A 20,357-nucleotide genomic window follows, 5' to 3' on the forward strand; every position below is an offset into this window, starting at 1 on the left:
CTAATAAACAGACTGGATCCCGGGTCCACGCCCGGGATGACAACTACAACGACAGATCCCGTATAAAGACACTACGGGATGACGGATTAACAACAAGTGCCCGCACGGCAACCGCAGGTTTTACTTTAATTGAACTATTAGTCGTCGTACTCATTATTGGCATATTGGCGGCGGTGGCGGTGCCGCAATATCAGGTGGCGGTGGATAAGGCCAAATTTGCGTCCAATATGCCACTGCTGGATGCGGTGGAAAAGGCCCAAGAAGTGTATTACTTGGCAAACGGCCAATACGCAAGCACCTTTGACCAATTGGATGTGGAAATACCGAAGACCTATGCGTATAAAAGGCCCGAGAGTTGGGGCGGCGATTGCTGGGCGACCGGGGATAAGTGGGTCTATCCATATATTTGTACCAACCAATGCTATTCTTTTATTGCTCCTTGGACTCCGTATGATGCCGTATATTTCCGCACGCATAACCATTCCAGTTCTTATAACAAGGTATGCGTGGATGCCAAAAGGGCCTGTATTATTGGATACGAAAAGGCGAGTTCCCAGCCGGCTCGTTGGCGTCGGTTATGCAATTCGTTAGGTACCGAAACGTCCCAGCGGTATGCGGGCGGTAGTTTTAATAGCCCAGGAAGACACACTTGGGATTTGCACTAATATTCCTGTATAAAAGTTATAAAAGCCCCCGGCGTTAAACCGGGGGCTTTTCAATTAAAACAAGTTACTTATTTAATGCGACCGGCGGAACCAAAGACGTTCTGGTTCTTTTCGGCATACATTTTGATAAGTTCTTCGCGGGCCGGGCCCAAGTATTTGCGCGGGTCAAATTCGCTGGGTTTGGTGGCGAAGATTTTGCGGATGGTGGCGGTCATTACCAAGCGGCCGTCGGAGTCCACGTTGATTTTGCACACAGCCATTTTGGCGGCTTTGCGCAGTTGTTCTTCGGGCACGCCGGCGGTGTTTTCCAATTTGCCGCCGTATTCGTTGATTTGTTTGACGGCCCATTGCGGAACGCTGGAAGAACCGTGCAAGACAATCGGGAAACCGGGCAAGCGTTTGGAAACTTCTTCCAAGATATCAAAGCGGAGTTCGGGCAATTTTTCGCCGGGTTTCACTTTGAATTTGTAAGCGCCGTGCGAAGTACCGATAGAAATGGCCAAGGAATCCACGCCGGTGCGTTTTACAAAGTCTTCCACTTGGGCGGGGTCGGTGTAGGTGTGGTGTTCGGCGGAAACTTCGTCTTCAATACCAGCCAAAACGCCGAGTTCGCCTTCTACGGTTACATCGTGTTGGTGCGCGTATTCCACTACTTTTTTGGTAAGGGCTACGTTTTCTTCGTACGGCAAGTGGGAGCCGTCAATCATTACGGAAGAGAAACCATTGTCAATGCAGTCTTTGCACAGTTCAAAGGAATCGCCGTGGTCCAAGTGCAAGCAGAGCGGTACCGGTTTGCCGATTTCGCTCATCATTTCCACCGCACCGCGGGCCATCCAGCGCAAAAGCGTGGAGTTGGCATATTGGCGGGCGCCTTTGGAAACCTGCAAGATTACCGGGGAGCCGGTCTGTACACAAGCGGTAACAATCGCTTGCAACTGTTCCATATTGTTAAAGTTGTAAGCCGGAATGGCATAGCCGCCAGCCATAGCGTCTTTGAACATCTGTCTGGTGTTTACCAGACCCAGTTCTTTATAAGAAACGGTCATTGGACATCCTCCTAAAAAATATTTCTGTCCTAAATATTTTACTATTTTTTGCGTTTTGTGGGGCGGGGGAATTGGATTAGTTACTGCGCCGGGTGCATTAAAGAGTGCGCGCGCGTTCGTAAATTAGACGGAAAAACTTGCAAAAAAACGCCTTTGTGGGTATAATGTAGATACCTTAACTGCCTAAAAGTGAGTAAAAATGGACGCAAAACTAGATTTTTCTATTCTTAAAACCTTAACCGAACTTCCCGGCGTGTCCGGCCGCGAAACCGCCGTGCGGGAATACTTAAAAAATTTGCTGAAAGATTCGGCGGACGAAATCCGTACCGACGCCTTGGGCAATTTGATTGTTTTTAAAAAGGGATCCTCCAACAAGAATTTGCTTTTTTGCGCGCATATGGACGAAGTGGGCCTGATGATTCACTTTGTGGACGAGCGCGGTTTTTTGCGCTTTGTAACGGTGGGGGGCATTGACCCCCGTACCTTGCTTGCCCAACGGGTGCGCGTGCAAACCAAATCGGGCGCGCTTTTGGGGATTATTGATACCAAACCCGCGCACATCACCACCGAGGCCGACCGCGGCAAGGCATTAGGCGTAAAGGAACTTTTTATTGATTTGGGTCTTTGCGCGGAAGAAGCCAAAAAACGCGTGGAACCCGGCGATTGGGCGGTTTTGGACCGCAGTTACGAGGAATTTGGCGACGGCAAAATTTCCGCCAAGGCGTTAGATAACCGCGCGGGTGTGTTTGTATTGGCCGAAGTGGTGCGCGCCTTAAAAAATCCCTTTTATAATGTATATGCCGTTTTTACGGTGCAAGAGGAAGTCGGTTTGCGTGGGGCCACTACGGCGGCTTATGGCGTAAATGCCGATGTTTCCTTATGTTTAGACACCACGGGCGCGGCGGATATTCCCGGTTGCGCGCCGCAGGATTATATTTGTTCGTTAGGCGGCGGCGTGGGGCTCACGGCCCTGGACGCGCGGACGATTACGCCCGAAAATTTATTTAACGAACTTAAACAGATTTGTGATACGCACAATATCCGCAGGCAGGTGCGCGTGGCACCCCGCGGCGGAAACGATGCAGGCGCGGTACACTTGTCCAAAACGGGTGTGCCCACTTGCGGGTTGTCAGTTCCCACGCGCAACATCCACTCCAATGTGGAAATTGTCAGTAAACAAGACCTGGAAAATACTTTCCGCCTGGCATACTGGGCGGCGCAGAACGGCCTGAAAGCATAGGCCGGAGGATAGATTATGAGTACATTTCAATTAGGCAAAAAAAGAGCCGTTTTCTTTGACGTAACCGATTATTTAAATAACCCCGCTTACCAAATAAGCGAAGAGGATAAAAAAGCCCTTTCGCGCTTGGACGTAGCCTACCGCGCGTTGGTATCCCTTTTATATAACTATGTGCCCACTTCCGGCCATCCGGGGGGCAGTATTTCCAGCGGGCGGTTTGTAGAACACCTGTTGTATAAGGATATGGCGTACGACCTTACGCACCCGCACAAAGACGAAGCCGATATTATTTCTTACGCGGCGGGGCATAAGGCCTTGGGCCTGTATGCAATGTGGGCCTTGCGCAACGAGTGTGCGCGTATTGCCGCGCCGGAACTCTTGCCTGCGAGCGACAAAGAACAACTGCGCTTGGAGGATTTGCTCGGCTTCCGCCACCCCAAAGTGCAGGGAACCCCTTTATTTAAAAAATTCCACTCCAAAGCCTTGGGCGGCCACCCGGAACCCTTAGTTCCGTTTGTGCGCACTTCTACGGGTGCGAGCGGCGTGGGCGACGGCTCGGCTGTCGGCCTTGCTTTGGCGGCGGCTGATGCCTACGGCGAAAATTGCCCAGTGGTGCACATTGTGGAAGGCGAAGGCGGCTTAACGGCCGGGCGCGTGAGCGAAGTGGCCGGTATGGCGGCTACGGCGCAGTTAAAGAACGCGGTCTTCCATATTGACTGGAACGAAGCCTCTATTGAAAGCGAACGCGTAACCGCCGACGGCGAACACCCCGGCGATTATGTACAATGGAACCCGATGGAGTTCTTCTATATCCACGATTTTAACGTCATCCGCGTGCCGGACGGCCACGATTACAACCAAATCCATATTGCGCACAAACTGGCGGAAGAAATCTCCAACCACCAGCCTACGGCGATTGTCTATCGCACGGTAAAGGGGTGGCATTATGGTATTGAGGGTAAGGCCTCGCACGGTTCCGGCCACAAGTTCGCTTCCGAAGGGTTTTATAAATCCTTGGAAGAGTTTGAAAACACCTTTAACGTAAAATTCCCGCATTTTGAAGGCGACAAAACCGCCGAAAATATTGAAAAATACTACTGGGACAGTTTGCTGACCGTCCGCCACGCGTTGGAAGCGGACAAAACGGTAGCCGCTTTTGGTGCGGCGCAATTAAAGGCCGCCAGCCAAAAGTTGTCCAATAAAAAACGTGCCGTCCGCGCGGACTTGGGCAACTGCCAGGACCTTTACACCAAATTCCACGAGGGCGAAGTTCCGGCGGAATTTGTGTTTGAAAAGGGCAAATCCTACACCACCCGCGGTATTTTGGGTGCGGTGCTGGCGTATTTGAACAAACATACGAACGGTACGATTTTAACCGCGTCCGCCGATTTGTACGGCTCCACGGGCGCCGCGGCGATTGCCAAGGACTTCCCGGCGGGCAATTTTAACACGCAGACTAATCCGCTTTCTCGCCGTTTGGCGGGCGGCGGTATTTGCGAGGACGGTATGGCCGCGCTGTGCACGGGTATTTCCGCTTTTGGAAAGCACGTCGGCGTGGCGGCTTCGTACGGGGCGTTTTTAGCCTTTGAACACGTGGCGGCCCGCTTGCACGCTATCGGCGTACAATGTGCGCGCGAAGCAGGCGTGAACCCCAACACCTTTATTATGTTTAACGGACACGCCAGCGTGCCCACCGGAGAGGACGGCCCGACGCACGCCGACCCGCAGTCCCTGCAACTGGTGCAGGACAACTTTCCAAAGGGCGCCTGCATTACCATTACGCCCTTGGAAGTAGATGAAATTTGGCCGCTTACCGTGCGCGCTTTATCCTTGCGCCCGGCGGTGTTTGCACCGTTTGTGGTGCGCCCGTCTTATGCGTTTATGGACCGCGAAGCCTTGGGTGCTGACCCGGCGATTAAAGCCGTAAACGGCGTGTACTATTTGCGCCGCGCCAAAGGCAAGGCCACCGGTACGGTAATTGTACAAGGTGCGGGCGTGGGCCACATTGTGGTAGAAAAAGTGCTGCCTGCTTTGAACGCGGGTGGGCCGGACTTAAATGTGCTGTATGTAGCCAGTCGCGAACTGTTTGAAGCATTGCCGAAAGCGGAACAGGACAAAATCCTGCCGCCCGAAATGCTGCGCACGGCTATGGGTATTACGGACTTTACGCTCCCGACCTTGGATTGCTGGCTTAACAGCGTGGCGGGTCGCGCGCACTCGCTCTACCCGCATAAAAAAGGCGAATTTTTATCCAGCGGGTCGGCTGACAAAGTATATGAAGAAGCCGGGCTGGACGGCGCCTCCCTGTTGGCGGCGTTAAAAGACTACGCGCGCGATTTGGCGCAAGCCCAAGCGTGGCTGTAACATATTTATAGGAGATTAAAATGGCAGAAGAAAAACCTTATTTAACCGGACGGACGTATTTATTTAAACTCCCCAAAGGTAAAGATTTGTTGGAAACCTTGGCCGATTTTTGCCACGATAACCAAGTAAAATGCGGTATCGTAAGCGTAATGGGCTCGGTGTCCAACGCGACGGTTGGTGTGTACGACCAAGCCAAAAAGAAATACGATAAAAAAGTAATCAACGAGGAAATGGAACTGATTTCCCTCACGGGTAATATCAGCATCCAGGATAACCGCCCCCAAGTGCACGCGCACGTGGTGATGTGCGGCAAGGATTACAACGCCATCGGCGGCCACTTGTTCCCCGGCACTAAGATTTACGTTTGCGAAGCGTATATCCAGGAACTGGTGGGCGAACCCAAGGTAAGACGCTCCGACAAGGTTACCAAACTTTCGCTTTGGGCCTAACCCGGGCTTATAAATATTTATCCCGCGCTTGTGTTTTTTACACGCGCGGGGTTTTTTATGGTTTCAGTCTGTTGTTATCGTCTTTGCCGTCATCCCCGAAGGTTTCTGTCGGGGATCTGCTGTTATTAAATAAAGCAACAACAGCAAAAAACAGATTCCCGACTACGACATTCGGGAATGACAACCCCACCCATACAAACAATATATTCCCGCACTCTGCGGGCCGCACCCTAGCGGATTGCTACTCACGGGAATGACAACAAAAATAGAATAATAACAAGGCAACTGTCATCCCCGCACGCTGCGCGCCGCCAGACACTACGGGACGGCGGCAAAGACCCTAGCCGCCTCATTTCCGCTACCTTTGGCAAAAGGACTATCATAATACAAAGTATTTATTCCCTAAGTCAAGCGGAAAATAAAAAAGGGGTTGCCAAAGCGTAAAGAAAAGAGTTTAATAAAAAAGTAGGGTAGTAAAAATTACATAGGAGGACGTACCTAATGAAGAAACTACTAGGCTTGCTCTTGGCTATGACTATGGCGTGGCCTGTAACGGCAAGTGCAGAAGTGCTCAAAAACGTGGACCTCAAAGGCGAAATCCAAACGATTGCCTCTGATGCCCGCCACGATAACGTCGGTTTGTATAAATCCGGCACGAATTTCCGCGTATTGGCTGGCTTGTCCGCTGATTTAGTGGAAGACGTAAGAGCCAACGTAATGTTCCAGTACAACAACGCGTGGAAGGGGAATAATGCTGGGGAAAATTTGGACCACTATTGGAAGGAGGTCCGCTTGGCCGAAGCCAATGTGGTGCTTTCCAACTTGTTCTGCTGCTTGGAAGCCACGGTCGGCCGCCAATTCTACGGCGATGAAGACAGCGCTGTAATGTATTTCGGCCCCAACCACTATGTGTTCGGTATGAACGCTGCTCCGTCCTTGGACGCCGCCAAATTGGTTTACAGCGATGATTTTAAAACCTTCACGATGATTGCCGGTAAAGTGGTTACCTACGATGAGCACGGTGTAAAGACCGATGATATCACCGTTTATGGGTTGGACTTGAAACTGAACTTGACCGACACCTTGACCGCCCAAATCTACGGTTACGATTTTATGAACAGCAACTATGATGCTTCCACCGAAAAGAGACACGAAGGTTTCTATGGTGCCAAAGCCACCTTTGCGCCCGAAGCCGCTACGTTAAGCGCGGAATATGCCCGCGGTTACGAAGCCAACAGACTGTTCAGAGAAGGCAATGACTCTCCGTATATGGTGAAAGTGGATGCGGCCTTGAATATGGACGTAATCACCCCCAGAGCGACCTTCTACTACGCCAAAGCCAAAGATACCGTTTCCTTTTATGGCAACTACTACCCGGGTTTGGCTGTCGGCCACGCATTAGTAGCGGGTAACGGCGATTCCTTTGCCGAATACTCTAACGATGGTGTGAGAATGTTCAACGTGGGCGTGGACTATGCTTGGAACAAGTTCGTGTTCTCCTTGGACGGTTTCTCCTTCCAAGACCGCACCGCCCAAGACTCTTCCACTTGGGAGGCTGACTTGGTGGCCAAATACAACCACAACGACTATGTCCAACTCTTTGCCGGTATCGGTTATGCTAAATACAGCAATGCCGAGAGCGATACCTTTGGTAGAAAGCATCAAGACACCAAAGACAACACCGTTGGCCAGTTGGGTATGCTCATAAAGTTCTAACTTAACTGACTGCTGATAGTTTTGTTAAAGGCCCCGCCCCCGTGGCGGGGCCTTTTGCTGTGTGTGATTGGTGTTTATAGGGGTGGGGTTGTCATTCCCGAGTGTTGTAGTCGGGAATCTGTTGTTTATAAAATTAAGGTCATTCTGGAAGGTCTCTGTCCAGAATCCGTTGTTTTCCTCTTTTTTAATAACGACAGATCCTGGACTACAACTTTCCAGGATGACGACAACGGCTAACAATAGGGCCAACAGCAACGACAGATTTTGGAACGCTCCGCGTCAGTATATCTTTCCAAAATGTCCTTAATTTTATAATAGCCGAGTCCTTTGGATAGGTGTCAGTCATAAATCCTTGTGTTAAAATGCGGGGTTTATTGTTATAATTTTTTTATGTCTTTTGTATATATTTTGACTAATGCTACCAATCAGGTTTTGTATATTGGGGTTATGAATAATTTAGTCCGGCGAGTGTATGAACACCGCACGAAAATAGTGCCCTGTTTTACCGAACGGTATCACTTAAACAAGTTGGTATATTATGAGTGCTATACGGATATCGTTCAGGCAATAGAGCGGGAAAAGGTGCTTAAATTTTGGAAGAGAGCGTGGAAAAAGCGATTAATTAGTAAGTTTAACCCCGTTTGGAAAGACTTATACACAGAGATTTGTTTGTAAATAAACCCCGCCCTGGCAAAAACATCAGGGCGGGGGGAAAATAAACCATTAGTAAAGCCGAACTAAAAGTATAAGTCCCGCTTTCCGGCTTTAATTTTGGCCAAATTCTCGTCAATCATTTTGCGTACAGGCGTTCCCTCTTTAAAGGCTTCCTTGGTCGTGCTGTCAATCAGCGCATATCCCTTGGCCTTTAACGGGGCGGGGGCAAAATCTTCCAAGTATTCGGCAAACGTGAACATAGCATTGGGCAGACAATGCGTTTTAATCAGCCCGGGCTTGGCCATATCCATAAAGTCCTTGCCCACGCGGCCCAAACGGTAGCAGCCCGTGCAGAAAGACGGCATATGCTTGGCGTCCACCACAGCATCAATCACTTCGGCCAGCGAGCGGCTGTCCGTCAGCGTGAATTGGCTGCCGTTTTGCTTGTCGTAGGAATAGCCGCCGGGGTTTACGCACGAAGCGGCCGAAATCTGCGATACGCCCAACTCCAAGCACGCGTTGCGCATAGCCGGGGACTCGCGGGTGCTTAAAATAATGCCCGTGTATGGCACGGCCAAGCGCAGAACGGCCACACATTTTTTAAATTCGTCGTCGCTTAGTACGTCGTTGGGGTGTTGGCTGAAATCGGACCCTTCGGCGGGCTCAATGCGCGGAATAGAAATCGTATGCGGGCCTACGCCGTAGGTCTTGTCCAAATACCAAGAGTGTTCCAAGGTGGCCAAAATCTCGTATTTGTGGTCATACAGGCCCAAGAGCGGCCCAATGCCCACATCGTTAATGCCCGCCTGCAAGGCGCGGTCCATAGCGTCCAAGCGGAACTGATAGTCCTTTTTGGCGCCCGCCAAGTGCAGTTTTTCGTAGGTTTCCTTGTGATACGTTTCCTGGAACAACTGGTAAGTGCCGATGTTGCACTTTTTTAATTCTTCAAATTCGGGTTCCGTCAGCGGCGCAATGTTTACGTTCACGCGGCGGATATTTTGACCGTTCCAGCGGGTATCGTAAATGGTTTTAATGCTGTCATACACATATTGCAGGCCACCGCCGGGATAGGCTTCTCCGGCCACCATTAAAATACGTTTGTGGCCTTGTTGCAAAAGGGCGGTAACCTCTTGGCGGATTTCGTCCTGCGTGCTGGCGTGGCGCTTTAAATGGGTATTGGAGCGGCGGAACGCGCAATAGACGCACTCGTTGGTGCAAATGTTGGAAATATACAGCGGTGCAAAAAGTACAATGCGGTTGCCGTAAATGGCTTCTTTTACATATTTGGCCGCGGCGAATAAATCGTTTAGCAGTTTTTTGTCCGTAATGTTTAACAGTACGGCGGCTTCTTCAAGCGAAATGCCCTTTAACAGGCGGGCTTTGTTTAAAATTTCCGTTACTTCGGAGTCCGTATGGGACTTGGCTTTTTCCAAAGTGCGTTGCAGTTTTTCGTTGTCTATAATCATATATATATGATACCACTTTTGGGGGTTGCCGTTCCCCGCGGCGCGCGGATTTGCTATCATATATCTATGCCGAAGAAAGAATCCGTTTTGGTCGTTTGCTCCAACCGCAAAGCGTACCACGATTATTTTATTGAAGACACTTACGAAGCCGGGCTCGCTCTGTTGGGGGCGGAAGTAAAATCCGTCCGTCAAAAGGAACTGAGTTTGGAGGGGAGTTTTGTTCGTGTGGAAAACGGTACGGCGCGCGTGTATAATATGCACGTAAAGCCGTACAAGTTTAACTCGCTGGTGGAACTGGACCCCACGCGCCCGCGCCAACTGCTGCTCAACAAAAAGGAACTGCGCAAATTGGCGGCTAAGGCCGAAATTAAGGGGTATTCCTTGGTTCCGGTAGAGGTGTATTTCAAAAACGGGTGGGCTAAGTTAAAATTGGCCGTAGCCAAGGGCAAGCATTTGTTTGACAAGCGCGAAAGTTTGAAAAAGCGCGATTTAAACCGCGAAATGGAACAGCATTTTAAGAACAATATCCGCTTTTAACCCCGGCGGCCGCAATACAAAATAAAATACTGGATTTTTTCGCCGGAATATTCTAAAATATACTTAATTGGGCGGGTGGCGGAATTGGCAGACGCGTACGGCTCAGGACCGTATGGACGAAAGTCCTTAAGGGTTCAACTCCCTTTCCGCCCATTTTATTTTTGGTTCCACCTACTATGAGAAAGAATGACTACCGGCCGAAAGCGGCGTCTTTAAGAAGCAGAAAACGCAGCCCTCGGCAAAAGAGAGGGTCATCCTTTTTTTTTAAACTTTTTTTGTGGCTTATTGTGCTGGGCCTCGTCGGCGGGGCCTGCTTTGCCGTCTCTAAAACCTATCAACTTTTAGTCCACGCCCAGTGGACCAATTGGCACGCCAAGGAGATTGCCGTTTCGGGCGTTTCCGGCCAGTTAAATAAGGATTTATCATCCCTGTCCGCCAAATACAAGGGGCAGGCCTTTTCGTTAAAGGATTCCGCCGCCTTGCGCGAGAATATTGTGCGCCAATACCCGATGTTAAAAGACGTGTCCGTCAGTCGCGGTATTTTAAGCGGCAAACTAACCGTGTCGGCCAAGCACCGCGTGCCGGTGGCCAAATTCGTGCTGCCGGATGAATCGGTCAAATACATTGACGGCGACAGCACCGTGTATTCCGACCCGGCGCCCAATGTGCTAAATCCCGTGCCGTTTGTGGAATTGGAAGGAGACGTGCCGGAAAAGTTAAGCCCGGAGTTTATTGATTTGGTGGAAAGCACCTTAAAGTTAAAAAAAGAGTTGGATTATGCGTTTTTGCGGATGAATTTGAAGGAAAACACCGTAAAAATGTATATGCCGGACGGGTCCTTGATTGACTTTGGCGAGGCGAAGAACCTCAAAAAAAAGGCGGTCCGCGCGGCGCAGATTATGGCTTTTTCGCGCGACAGATACGCGCATCCGCTCCAACTGGATTTTGAATTTTTTGAATACGGAAAAGTTTTTTTAAGACAGAAGTTTCATTAAGTTTTATAATAGAAGTAAGGTAAATTTTTTTAGGTGGATTTTATGGCTAAAACGAATCTTATTGCAGGACTGGACGTCGGCAGCGGGAAGTTGACTTGTATCGCCGCCGCACACGATTTTGAAACCAATACGTTAAAGGTGCTCGCCGGGCGCAGCGTTCCGTGCCGCGGGATTAAGGGGGGGATGGTGTCGGATATCCGCGAAACTTCCGCCGCCGTTACCCATATTTTAAGCAGCATTGAACGCGAGTGCAACCAGCGCATCGGCAGTTTGTACGTCGGTGTGCGCGGGGCGCATTTGGAATCCTTTTCCAATCACGGGACGTATAACATTTCCCGTATGGATAAAGAAATTACCCAGGCCGATATGGAACTGGCGATTGAAAACGCCAAGGCGATGCCCATTAAAAACGATAACGAAATTATCAACGTAATTACCCAAGGGTACGCAATTGATAAGCAAAAGGGCATTATTAACCCGGAGGGGATGGAAGGCTCCTTGTTGGAAGTGGACGTCCACATTACGACGGGCTCTTCTACGCACATTAACAACTTGGCGAAGGCTATCCAACGCCCGGGATACAATATTGACGATACGATTTATGGCTTGGTGCCGCTGGCGGACGCTGTGCTTACGCAAGAGGAAAAGGAAATCGGCGCAATGCTGATTGATTTCGGCGGGGAAACGATGTCCGTCGGTATTTACATTGACGGTATTTTAAAATTCTCGCGCGATATTCCCTACGGTTGTGATTTGATTACCAGCGATTTGTCCCGTTTGCTCCACACCAGCCGCCAAAACGCCCGCGAAATTAAGGAAAAATACGGCGTGGCGTTTCCGACGTTTTTGGACGAGGAAGGGGAAATTCCGGTGCCGTCCTTGGACGGGCGCAGTACGCATAACATCAAAAAGAGTTATGTGCTGGACATCATCCAGCCGCGCGTAGAGGAACTGATTGAACAAGTCGGCCGCGTGGTGGATACATCCGGCTATAAAAATTTCCCTGTGGTGGGTGTGGTAACGGGCGGCGGTTCCGTAATGCCGGGCATTACCGAGCATTGCGTGAGCATTTTGGGCTTGAAGGAAGTCCGCCGCGGTATCGTCCAGCGCGATTTGGTTTCCAGCGACGAACAATTTTTTGACCCGCTTTACAGCACCGCTATGGCGCTTGCCATTTATGCGGCGGGCAACCCGGGTTACGACGATTACGGCTCCGGCTCGTACGATAACGGCGGATCGCTGTTCGGTAAATTTGGTAAATTTATCAAAGGGCTGGATATTTTTGGTAATTAAGGACGTTTTCTTATGAAAGATTTATTTATGCCGGCCGGCTCGTTTGAGAGCAAAAAGGCCAAAATTAAAGTCATCGGCGTGGGCGGCGGCGGCGGAAACGCCATCAACCATATGGTCAGCGCCGGAATTAAAGATGTGGATTTTATTGCCGTCAATACCGATGCGCAGGACTTGCGCCGCAACCAAGCCCCCTATTTGGTGCAGGTGGGGGAAAAGATTACCAAAGGGTTAGGCGTCGGCGGCGATCCGGAAAAGGGTAAAAAAGCGGCCGAGGAATCCAAGGAAAAGTTAAAACTCATCATCGGCCAATGCGATTTGCTGTTTATCACGGCCGGTATGGGCGGCGGCACGGGTACGGGCGTGGCCCCGTATTTGGCCAAACTTGCCAAAGAAATTTACGGCGACGATTTGTTGGTGGTGGGCGTAGTTACGCGCCCGTTTAATTTTGAAGGGTACGTCCGCGAAAAGCAGGCCGATGAAGGCATTAAGGAAATGCAAAAGTACGTGGACTCTATGATTATTGTCCCGAACGAAAAACTTTTTGCCAATATTGACCCGGAAACCTCGTCGCGCGATGCCTTTAAAATGGTGGATGAGGTGCTGTTGCAGGCCGTAAAGGGCATCTCCGAAGTGATTACCAAGCCGGGCGAGGTAAACATTGACTTCAACGATATCCGCAAGGTAATGTGCCACTCGCACAAGTCCCTTATCGGCATTGGCGAGGCCAGCGGCCCCGGGCGGCATTTGTTGGCCGTCAAGCAGGCTATTTCTTCGCCGCTGCTGGAAAATGCCGATATCCGTGGTGCAAAAGGGTTTATCGTACATTTTTCCGCCGAGGAAAATTTGACGCTTTTGGAACAGGGCGAGGTAATGAATTTAATCCGCCAGTACGCCAGCAACGATTCTATTATTATGTTCGGCCACTCGTACGATTCCACCTTAAACGGGATGTTTAAGGTTACCGTAATCGCTACGGGCTTCAGCGCCGAAAAGGCCAGCGTTTTCAGCGCGCGCAGGCCGCTTCCCAATGCCGGTATGCCGGCTTCTTTTTCTGTTAAAAAACCCACGGCCGAGGATGTGTTCACAGCCTTTGAACCCAAAACCTCCGAGCCCGAGGATGCAATGCTTATCCCGGCGTGTTTGCGCCGCAAAAAAAACCGGTAATATAGGAGAACTCTATGGCGGTAGGATTACAAAGTTTATTAAGAACGGTAGTGGACAACAAAGCCAGCGGCTTACATATCCGCGGCAATTCCAATGCGTATGTACGTTTAAACGGGCAAATGAAGCCCATTGACGACAGTTTTGTGCCTAATGACGAAGTTAAAAAAATGGCCTATGCCTGTATGGGTGAACGCGAACGCCGCATTTTTGAACAGTATAGTTCGGTGGATTTTTCATTAGACGCCAAATCCTTTGGCCGTTTCCGCTTTAACGTGTTCCGCCAAATGGGCAAAATTTGTATGGCTATCCGCCATATTCCGCTCAAAATTCCTACCTTTGAAGAACTCCGCCTGCCGGGCGATATCTTGCGCAAAATGTCCAACACGCGCCGCGGGCTCATCTTGGTAACGGGTATGACGGGCTCCGGTAAAACGTCCACCTTGGCCGCGATGATTGACCACATCAATAAAACCCGCGCCGGACACATTTTGACGATTGAAGACCCTATTGAATTTATGCACACGGACAATCATTGTATTGTCAGCCAGTTGGAACTGGGCGTGGATACGCCGTCCTACACGGCGGCCCTGCGCGCGGCTATGCGCCAGGACCCCGACGTGATTTTAATCGGCGAATTGCGCGATCCCGAAGTAATGCGCGCCGCTATTGGTGCGGCGGAAACGGGCCAGTTGGTATTGGGCACGATGCACACGGTAAACGTAACGCAGACTCTTTCGCGTTTGGTGGATGCGTTCCCGGTGGAACAGCACGACCAGGTAAGACTCCAACTTTCCGAACTTATCCGCGGGATTGTCTGCCAGCGCTTGCTTCCGACGATTAAACCCGGTATGCGCCCGGCGTTAGAGGTGCTGGTTTCTACGCCGCAGGTCCGCAAACTGATTTTGGAAAATAAACCCAGCGATTTGCAAAAGGCTATGCAGCAGGGCGAGTTCTACGGTATGAACACCTTTGACCAAGCTCTCGCGCACTTGTACAAAGAGGGCGCCATTGACCTGGAAACGGCCCAGTCCGCCGCCACCAGCCCCGATGCCATTATGTTGGCTATCCGCGGCGTAAGCGGCAGTTTGGATGCGGTGAACGAATAGTATGCGCACGAACGGATATTTAATTGCTATTGACGGACCCGCCGGAACGGGGAAATCCTCGGTGGGATGCGCGGTTGCCGCGCAGTTGGGCTATGGCTTTTTAAGCACCGGGGAAATGTACCGCGCGCTGGCCTACAAGGTATTTGCCAAAAAAATCAACCCCGAAGACCACGATGCGGTGTTGGAAGCGGCGCGCCAGTTGCGCTTTACGTTTATGCGCCAGCCGGACGCCAAACTCAAAATGTTTGTGGACGGGGAATATTTGGGCGATAAACTCCACTTGGAAGAAGTGGGTGCGGTTGCCAGCCGCGTTTCCACCAACGGCGAAGCCCGCCGCGTGCTGACTGACAAAATGCGCGACGTAGGCGAGGACGGCGGCGTGGTAATGGAAGGGCGCGACGTGGGAACGGTGGTGTTCCCGGATGCGGAACTAAAATTTTATTTGGATGCGTCCGCCGAGGAACGCGCCAAACGCCGCGTAAAACAGTTGAAGGAAGCGGGGCAAAAGGCCGATTATAACCAGATTTTAAAAATGATTCAGGAGCGCGATTACCGGGACAGCCACCGCGCCGTCAGCCCCTTAAAACCGGCGGAGGATGCAGTGATAATTGACACTTCGTCCCTTACAATGCAGCAGGTAATTGATACGGTTTTGGAGAAAATCAAACACTATGCTTCTTAATTTGATAAAATTAATAGCAAGAATTTATTTTAAAACCTTTTACGACTTTAAGGTAGAAGGGCTTGAAAATATCCCCAAAACGGGTGCCCTGATTATTGCAGGGAACCATTTGTCCAATGCGGACCCGCCGGCTATCGGCAGTTTTGCCGGGCTCGTGCGCGATTCCCGCTTTGTGGCCAAAAAGGAACTGTTTTCCGTTCCCGGCTTGGGGTGGTTCTTCCGCCGCAGCGGATATATCCCGGTGGACCGTGCGCGCTCTATGGATGCGTTTAGTTCGTTGCAGTCGGTCGTGCACGCCTTGGAAAAGGGCGAAAGCGTGGTAATGTTCCCGGAAGGAACCCGCAGTAAAACGGGCAAACCACAAAAACCGAAGAGCGGCATTGGCTACTTGGTCTATACGACGGGGGCGCCGGTGCTCCCGGTGAAAGTGGAAGGAACCTTTGGCTGGCCGTGGGTACGCAAAATCCGTGTGAAGTTCGGCACGGTAATGCACTTGGAAAAAAACCCGGCCTTGGACCATAAAGCGCAGTACAAACAATTTGCAAATAAAATAATGGAAGAAATAAATTCAATTAATATCTAACGGAGGTTACGCAGTCCTCCCGCAGGGAAGGACTGTAATAAGGACTTATGACGATGAACGAAGAAATCAAAAATACCGAAGACACAATTAACGAACAAGAAATGACGATGGCCGAGTTAATTGCGCAGCAAGAGTCTTTATCGGAGAAGTTGTACAAAAAAGAAATTGTAGAAGTACCCGTAGTACAGATTAACCAAGATTATATTTTGGTGGATACCGGCGCTAAAAAAGAAGGCGCGATTGCCGTTTCCGAATTTGAAGGCAAAACCCTTCCCGCCGTGGGCGATATCATTTCCGCCGTGCTCGTAAAACGCGGCAGCGACGAACGCCCGTCCATCTTGTCCCACAAAAAAGCCTTGGAATACTTGGGCTGGGACATCTGCAAAAAAGCCTACGAAGCCAAAGAACGCGTAAAAGGCACCATTGTGCAATGCGTAAAGGGCGGCTATATTGTGGAAGTGTTCGGCGTGAACGGTTTTATGCCGCTTTCCTTGTCTGAACTCCACACCGCTTACAAACACTATTTACCCGTAGGCGCCAAAATCAAAGCCCAAATCGTAGAATTTGCCAAGGAAAAACAGAAACTCATCATTTCCCGCAAACAAGTGCTGGAAGAGGACGAAGCCGTCCGCCGCGAGCAAGTGTTGGGCGAAATTAAAGAAGGCGAAGTGTTGCGCGTAGTCGTTTCCAAGGTTGACAAGGACAAATTGTTCTTGCGCTTCCACGGTATTGAAGGCGTGGTAAACTTGGAAAACATCGCTTGGAAGGAGCCCGAAACCGCTATTTCCAACTTCCGCCGCGGCCAGCGCCTTAAAGCCAAACTCTTAAAATTGGACAAAGAAACCCCGAGATTGGAGTTCGGTTTGAAGCAACTCTTCTTGAACCCGGCCGACGCGTTGAAACGCCGCTATCCGTACAAGAGTTCCGTTAAAGCCGTCATTACCAAAGTGGATGCCGAAAACGGTGTAGAGTGCACCATCGGCAAAAACAACACCAAAGGGTTTATCAGCCCCTTTGAAATGGGACGCGACTTTACCGCCAAGGAAGGCGACACCATCACCGCGCTCGTCGTGGGTGTGGACCCGGAAACCTTTACGGTGAACCTCTCCGTCAAGAAATACGACCAAGTGCAAAACCGCAAAGTGGTCGCCCAGTATTTGAAACAGGCCCCGCGCCCGACCCTCGGTCAGTTGTTGCAGGACTCTTTCAAAACTTCTACTGACGAAGACAACAAATAAGTTAGATATTATTGAATACAAACCCGGAGCATATTCCCTATGCCCCGGGTTTTTTGTCCTTTGTATTGTCGTTGCCTTTTCGTTTGGGCGCGACATTGCCAAAACGGTGTGGCCCCTTTAATCAAAAGGGCGCGGACAATCTGCCGCCTGCAAGGTGCGGCGCGCAGCGTGCCGTCATCCCGTAGTGTCTTTATCCGGGATCTTGTTGTTATTAAAACAAAGATTGTTCTTTATTTTGTTAGGCGGGACCAAAGCGAGGTCTTTTCGGCTGTTACAGGCAGGGCTTCTTTGAGCAAAACGCCCAGTAAAACGCCTTTTTCGTTTACTACGGGTAAGGAATCCGTTTCCGCTTCTGCAAACGCTTTACGGGCTTTTTCGGCCCCGTCTTGCGGGTGCAAAAACTCCGCCGGGTTCATCACGCTGCCGCAAACAGATTGGGGCGTATAAAAAGCCAGTTCCGCCGTGCGGATAACGCCCTTTAATTCGCCGTCTTTCCCGGTAACGTAGCAGGCCGCAGGCAATTTTTTGCGCGGCAAACTTTTAAGCCGCTCTATCAGCGCCACCAGTTTGGCTTCCGTGCGGACGGACACAAAGTCCGTGTGCATCAGCCGTCCCACGCTGTCGGGTGCAAAGGAATTGGCTTCGGCCAGCAGTTTGACAAAGGCGGGCTCCAAGGCGGAGGAGAGGCGTTCGCGGTACGGGGTGGAAAACTCCTTCCACAATTTGGCCGCTTGCTCCACATTTAACCGCGCCAAAATATACGAGGCCTGTTTTAACGGCAATCTCCGCAAAACAGCCGCGGCCTTCGGTGGGTCCATCGGGTTCAAACAAGCCACCACCACCTGCGCTTTCAGCGGGCCGATTAACAGCAATACTTCGTGCGTGGCCAATGAAGCCAGCGCGCGGGCGGCCTCTTGCGGAGCCGCCAAAATAAATTTTTCAGTTATTACGCCCGCCAAGGCGTGCATTGGGGAGTTCATTTAAATAAACCTCTGTTAATTTATTATAATAAATTAACGCCCGATAAGGCCAAACTGCGAGGTATAAAATGTTTTTTAATAAACCCTTTCACGCCGTAACCTTCCAAGACGTAGTGCAATTCTGCCGCCGGGGTCTGCCCGAGGGCAAGCAGTTGGACTACAAATACATTATGCCCAAGAACCGCGAAAAATTCGCCAAGACGATAGCCTCATTTGCCAACGCCTTGGGCGGCCTTATCATCTTGGGCGTACAGGACGACCGCAACGACCGCCCCAAACCGCCCTTTACCGGGATCCCGTACCACGAAAAAATGCGCAACTCCATTGAGGACGTCATCCAAGTATATATTGACCCGATTGTCTTTGTGGATATTAACATTTGTTTGAGCCCGCGCGGGGACAGGATGTTTGTGCTTATCAATATTCCGCAGAGCAATTTAACCCCGCACTTGGTCGGTCCCTCCAAACGGGCGTACATCCGCACGGGGCAGAGCAGCCGCCCGGAAATTATCGTCCACCCGTCCAAACTGCCGTGGCTGTTGGACCACCGTCAAAAATCCGAACGGTTGCGGCATATTCTCTACGATAAGGCCGAAAGCCATTTTGACAATTATTTAAAAACGATGAACGTCTCCGCGGACGGAGAAACGGTTTGCACTTTGTCGCTGTTGCCATTGTACCCGGACGAACCGCTGACCGATTATAAAAAACTGCCTGAAATGATAGCGGCCTCTTCCTCGCACGCGGACTATGGCACAATGGCCAATCCCGATTATCCGCTCCGCCCGGTGCAGGACGGTGCGGCCGTAATTTCCAACACGCGCGGCGTATATAAAATGACGGAATTTAACGATTATGGGCTCATTATGAACAAGCAAATCGCCACCCGCGAGGAACTGTTTAACGGGCACACCGCCAAAACCGTGCGCATAGAAGTATTGGCGCAAAATTTGACGCTATTTCTTTTAACTTCGCGCAAATTTTTATCCCGTTTGGCCTTTGGCGGCCCGTTGTATTTCCGCTTTAAAATGAATAACACGCGCGCTTTGCGCGCCCTGCTGGGCAAGCGGCAAGCCACCGTGTTGGAAGATTATTTGCGGCTGGATAGGGAAATCACCTTGTCCGACCTGGAAACCCGTCTGCCGGAATTACTCACGGACGTATTGCAGGAAGCGGCTTGGTCTCTTGGGTTGCGCACGGAATCCAACGAGATTGAGGATTTAATAAAGCATACCTTGGGGGAAGCCAAATGAGCGAAATTTTTTATTCCACCGACCCCGATTTTTGCCCGCATTGCAAGCATATTCCGTGCGTTTGCAACCAACTGGGCGTACCCAAAAAGCAAACCGAGCCTGTGCGTGTGCGTTTTGTAAAAAACGCCAAGGGGAGCGGAATAATGGTGGTAGAAAAACTGCCGCTTCACCCGCAGGGCAAAGAGGATTTGCTTAAAAAAATGAAAAAATCCTTGGGTTGCGGCGGTACGGTCAAAGAAGGCCGGTTAGAAATCCAAGGCGACAAAAAACTGCGCGCGGCCCAAATGTTGGAAAAAGAGGGTTACAAAGTCCGCGTGTTATAGTAGCGTTATGAAAGGCTTTACACTTATTGAACTGTTAGTGGTGGTGCTGATTATCGGCATTTTGTCGGCGATTGCTCTCCCGTACTATTACAACGCGGTGGAAAATGCGCGCATTACGGAAGTGGTGCTTTTGTGGGGGCGGCAAAAGAATTTTGTAAACGGGCGTTTTATGAGCGCGGAACAGGCCGCCCGGCTGACGGAGCAAATTAAAAAGGCAAATTTAAAATATTTCACGGGTTTGGCTGTCTGCCGCCCAGGAAACGACGAAAATACTCCCTGCTGGGAAGCCGTTTTCACGCAAACCGCCGCTAGTCCGCACGCCCAATACCAACTGACGACTACTAATAATTTTATGGATTTGGCCTGCATCGGGCTTAATGGTGCGGGCGAAAACTTTTGCGAAGGACAATCCCGCCAATCCTCTCCGCTTGAAATAGACGGCAAAACCGCCTATATTATTAGGTAGTCCCACGCCCAGCGTGCCCGAAAACTACCGTTATTAAACAAGGAGGTCATCCTGAATTGCCGCCCTTACCGCTAGGCGGCACCCCGTAAGGTTTCTGTACGGGGTCTATTAATAGGTTTCAGGATCTACCGATTGTG

At 50.6% G+C, this 20,357-nt stretch carries 20 protein-coding genes and 1 tRNA gene; 18 read left to right on the forward strand and 3 right to left on the reverse strand.

Going from position 1 to position 20,357, the window contains the following annotated elements:
* On the forward strand, positions 1–665 hold a 665-nt coding region (locus B2118_RS00345), incomplete at its 5' end, for a type IV pilin protein (protein WP_428052309.1).
* Positions 666–733: 68 nt separating this feature from the next.
* Here the strand turns inward: B2118_RS00345 and B2118_RS00350 are convergent.
* A complete protein-coding gene (locus B2118_RS00350) occupies positions 734–1,711 on the reverse strand; it encodes a class II fructose-bisphosphate aldolase (RefSeq protein WP_428052311.1) in 978 nt (325 codons plus the stop codon).
* 199 nt (positions 1,712–1,910) lie between these two features.
* Here B2118_RS00350 and B2118_RS00355 point away from each other — a divergent pair, with 199 nt between their 5' ends.
* The 5 genes from B2118_RS00355 (at position 1,911) to B2118_RS00375 (ending at position 8,155) form a co-directional block, all read left to right on the forward strand.
* Positions 1,911–2,951 (forward strand): M42 family metallopeptidase, encoded by a 1,041-nt coding sequence (locus tag B2118_RS00355; RefSeq protein ID WP_428052313.1) that lies wholly within the window; start codon positions 1,911–1,913, stop codon positions 2,949–2,951.
* 15 nt (positions 2,952–2,966) lie between these two features.
* A complete protein-coding gene (locus B2118_RS00360; RefSeq protein WP_428052315.1) occupies positions 2,967–5,315 on the forward strand; it encodes a hypothetical protein in 2,349 nt (782 codons plus the stop codon).
* Positions 5,316–5,335: 20 nt separating this feature from the next.
* A complete protein-coding gene (locus tag B2118_RS00365) occupies positions 5,336–5,764 on the forward strand; it encodes a PPC domain-containing DNA-binding protein (RefSeq protein WP_428052317.1) in 429 nt (142 codons plus the stop codon).
* 501 nt (positions 5,765–6,265) lie between these two features.
* Entirely contained in the window at positions 6,266–7,480 is a 1,215-nt protein-coding gene (locus B2118_RS00370) for a hypothetical protein (protein WP_428052319.1), read from the forward strand.
* Positions 7,481–7,870: 390 nt separating this feature from the next.
* The gene (locus B2118_RS00375) at positions 7,871–8,155 is read left to right on the forward strand and encodes a GIY-YIG nuclease family protein (RefSeq protein WP_428052321.1); all 285 of its coding nucleotides are present in this window, start codon (positions 7,871–7,873) and stop codon (positions 8,153–8,155) included.
* A 62-nt stretch (positions 8,156–8,217) separates the two neighbouring features.
* Here the strand turns inward: B2118_RS00375 and hydG are convergent, their stop codons facing one another.
* A complete protein-coding gene (hydG, locus tag B2118_RS00380) occupies positions 8,218–9,600 on the reverse strand; it encodes a [FeFe] hydrogenase H-cluster radical SAM maturase HydG (protein ID WP_428052324.1) in 1,383 nt (460 codons plus the stop codon).
* Positions 9,601–9,666: 66 nt separating this feature from the next.
* Between hydG and smpB the strand changes: the two genes are divergently transcribed.
* From smpB to B2118_RS00425, 9 genes are all read left to right on the forward strand, one after another.
* Positions 9,667–10,137: an SsrA-binding protein SmpB gene (smpB, locus tag B2118_RS00385; protein ID WP_428052326.1), complete on the forward strand. Its 471-nt coding sequence runs from the start codon at positions 9,667–9,669 to the stop codon at positions 10,135–10,137.
* Between the two features lie 69 nt (positions 10,138–10,206).
* Positions 10,207–10,290, forward strand: a tRNA-Leu gene (locus tag B2118_RS00390).
* Between the two features lie 122 nt (positions 10,291–10,412).
* Positions 10,413–11,132 carry a cell division protein FtsQ/DivIB gene (locus tag B2118_RS00395; RefSeq protein WP_428052328.1) on the forward strand — a complete coding sequence of 240 codons (720 nt, stop codon included), beginning with the start codon at positions 10,413–10,415 and terminating at the stop codon, positions 11,130–11,132.
* 42 nt (positions 11,133–11,174) lie between these two features.
* Positions 11,175–12,425, forward strand: a complete 1,251-nt coding sequence (gene ftsA / locus B2118_RS00400; RefSeq protein WP_428052330.1) for a cell division protein FtsA — start codon at positions 11,175–11,177, stop codon at positions 12,423–12,425.
* Between the two features lie 12 nt (positions 12,426–12,437).
* Positions 12,438–13,589, forward strand: coding sequence for a cell division protein FtsZ (gene ftsZ, locus B2118_RS00405; protein ID WP_428052332.1), 1,152 nt, complete (start codon positions 12,438–12,440; stop codon positions 13,587–13,589).
* A 14-nt stretch (positions 13,590–13,603) separates the two neighbouring features.
* The gene (locus tag B2118_RS00410) at positions 13,604–14,695 is read left to right on the forward strand and encodes a type IV pilus twitching motility protein PilT (RefSeq protein WP_428052334.1); all 1,092 of its coding nucleotides are present in this window, start codon (positions 13,604–13,606) and stop codon (positions 14,693–14,695) included.
* A gap of 1 nt (position 14,696) precedes the next feature.
* On the forward strand, positions 14,697–15,377 hold the full coding sequence (gene cmk / locus B2118_RS00415; RefSeq protein ID WP_428052335.1) for a (d)CMP kinase: 681 nt from the start codon (positions 14,697–14,699) through the stop codon (positions 15,375–15,377).
* Positions 15,367–15,960 (forward strand): lysophospholipid acyltransferase family protein, encoded by a 594-nt coding sequence (locus B2118_RS00420; RefSeq protein ID WP_428052337.1) that lies wholly within the window; start codon positions 15,367–15,369, stop codon positions 15,958–15,960. The genes cmk and B2118_RS00420 overlap by 11 nt, the downstream gene beginning before the upstream one ends.
* A 47-nt stretch (positions 15,961–16,007) precedes the next feature.
* On the forward strand, positions 16,008–17,198 hold the full coding sequence (locus B2118_RS00425; RefSeq protein ID WP_428052339.1) for a S1 RNA-binding domain-containing protein: 1,191 nt from the start codon (positions 16,008–16,010) through the stop codon (positions 17,196–17,198).
* Positions 17,199–17,428: 230 nt separating this feature from the next.
* On the opposite strand, the gene B2118_RS00430 is transcribed toward B2118_RS00425, so the two are convergent.
* Positions 17,429–18,178, reverse strand: coding sequence for a CBS domain-containing protein (locus B2118_RS00430; protein WP_428052341.1), 750 nt, complete (start codon positions 18,176–18,178; stop codon positions 17,429–17,431).
* Positions 18,179–18,246: 68 nt separating this feature from the next.
* Here B2118_RS00430 and B2118_RS00435 point away from each other — a divergent pair, with 68 nt between their 5' ends.
* Genes B2118_RS00435 through B2118_RS00445 form a run of 3 tightly spaced genes read left to right on the forward strand, consistent with a single transcriptional unit; the run spans position 18,247 to position 20,220 of the window.
* On the forward strand, positions 18,247–19,431 hold the full coding sequence (locus B2118_RS00435) for an AlbA family DNA-binding domain-containing protein (RefSeq protein WP_428052343.1): 1,185 nt from the start codon (positions 18,247–18,249) through the stop codon (positions 19,429–19,431).
* Positions 19,428–19,754, forward strand: coding sequence for a stress response translation initiation inhibitor YciH (locus B2118_RS00440; protein ID WP_428052345.1), 327 nt, complete (start codon positions 19,428–19,430; stop codon positions 19,752–19,754). Before B2118_RS00435 ends, B2118_RS00440 begins: the two co-directional genes overlap by 4 nt.
* A 7-nt stretch (positions 19,755–19,761) precedes the next feature.
* Positions 19,762–20,220: a type IV pilin protein gene (locus tag B2118_RS00445; RefSeq protein WP_428052347.1), complete on the forward strand. Its 459-nt coding sequence runs from the start codon at positions 19,762–19,764 to the stop codon at positions 20,218–20,220.
* Positions 20,221–20,357: the final 137 nt, after the last annotated feature.

It is taken from the genome of Candidatus Avelusimicrobium stercoris (assembly GCF_002437085.1).
GTDB lineage: Bacteria > Elusimicrobiota > Elusimicrobia > Elusimicrobiales > Elusimicrobiaceae > Avelusimicrobium > Avelusimicrobium stercoris.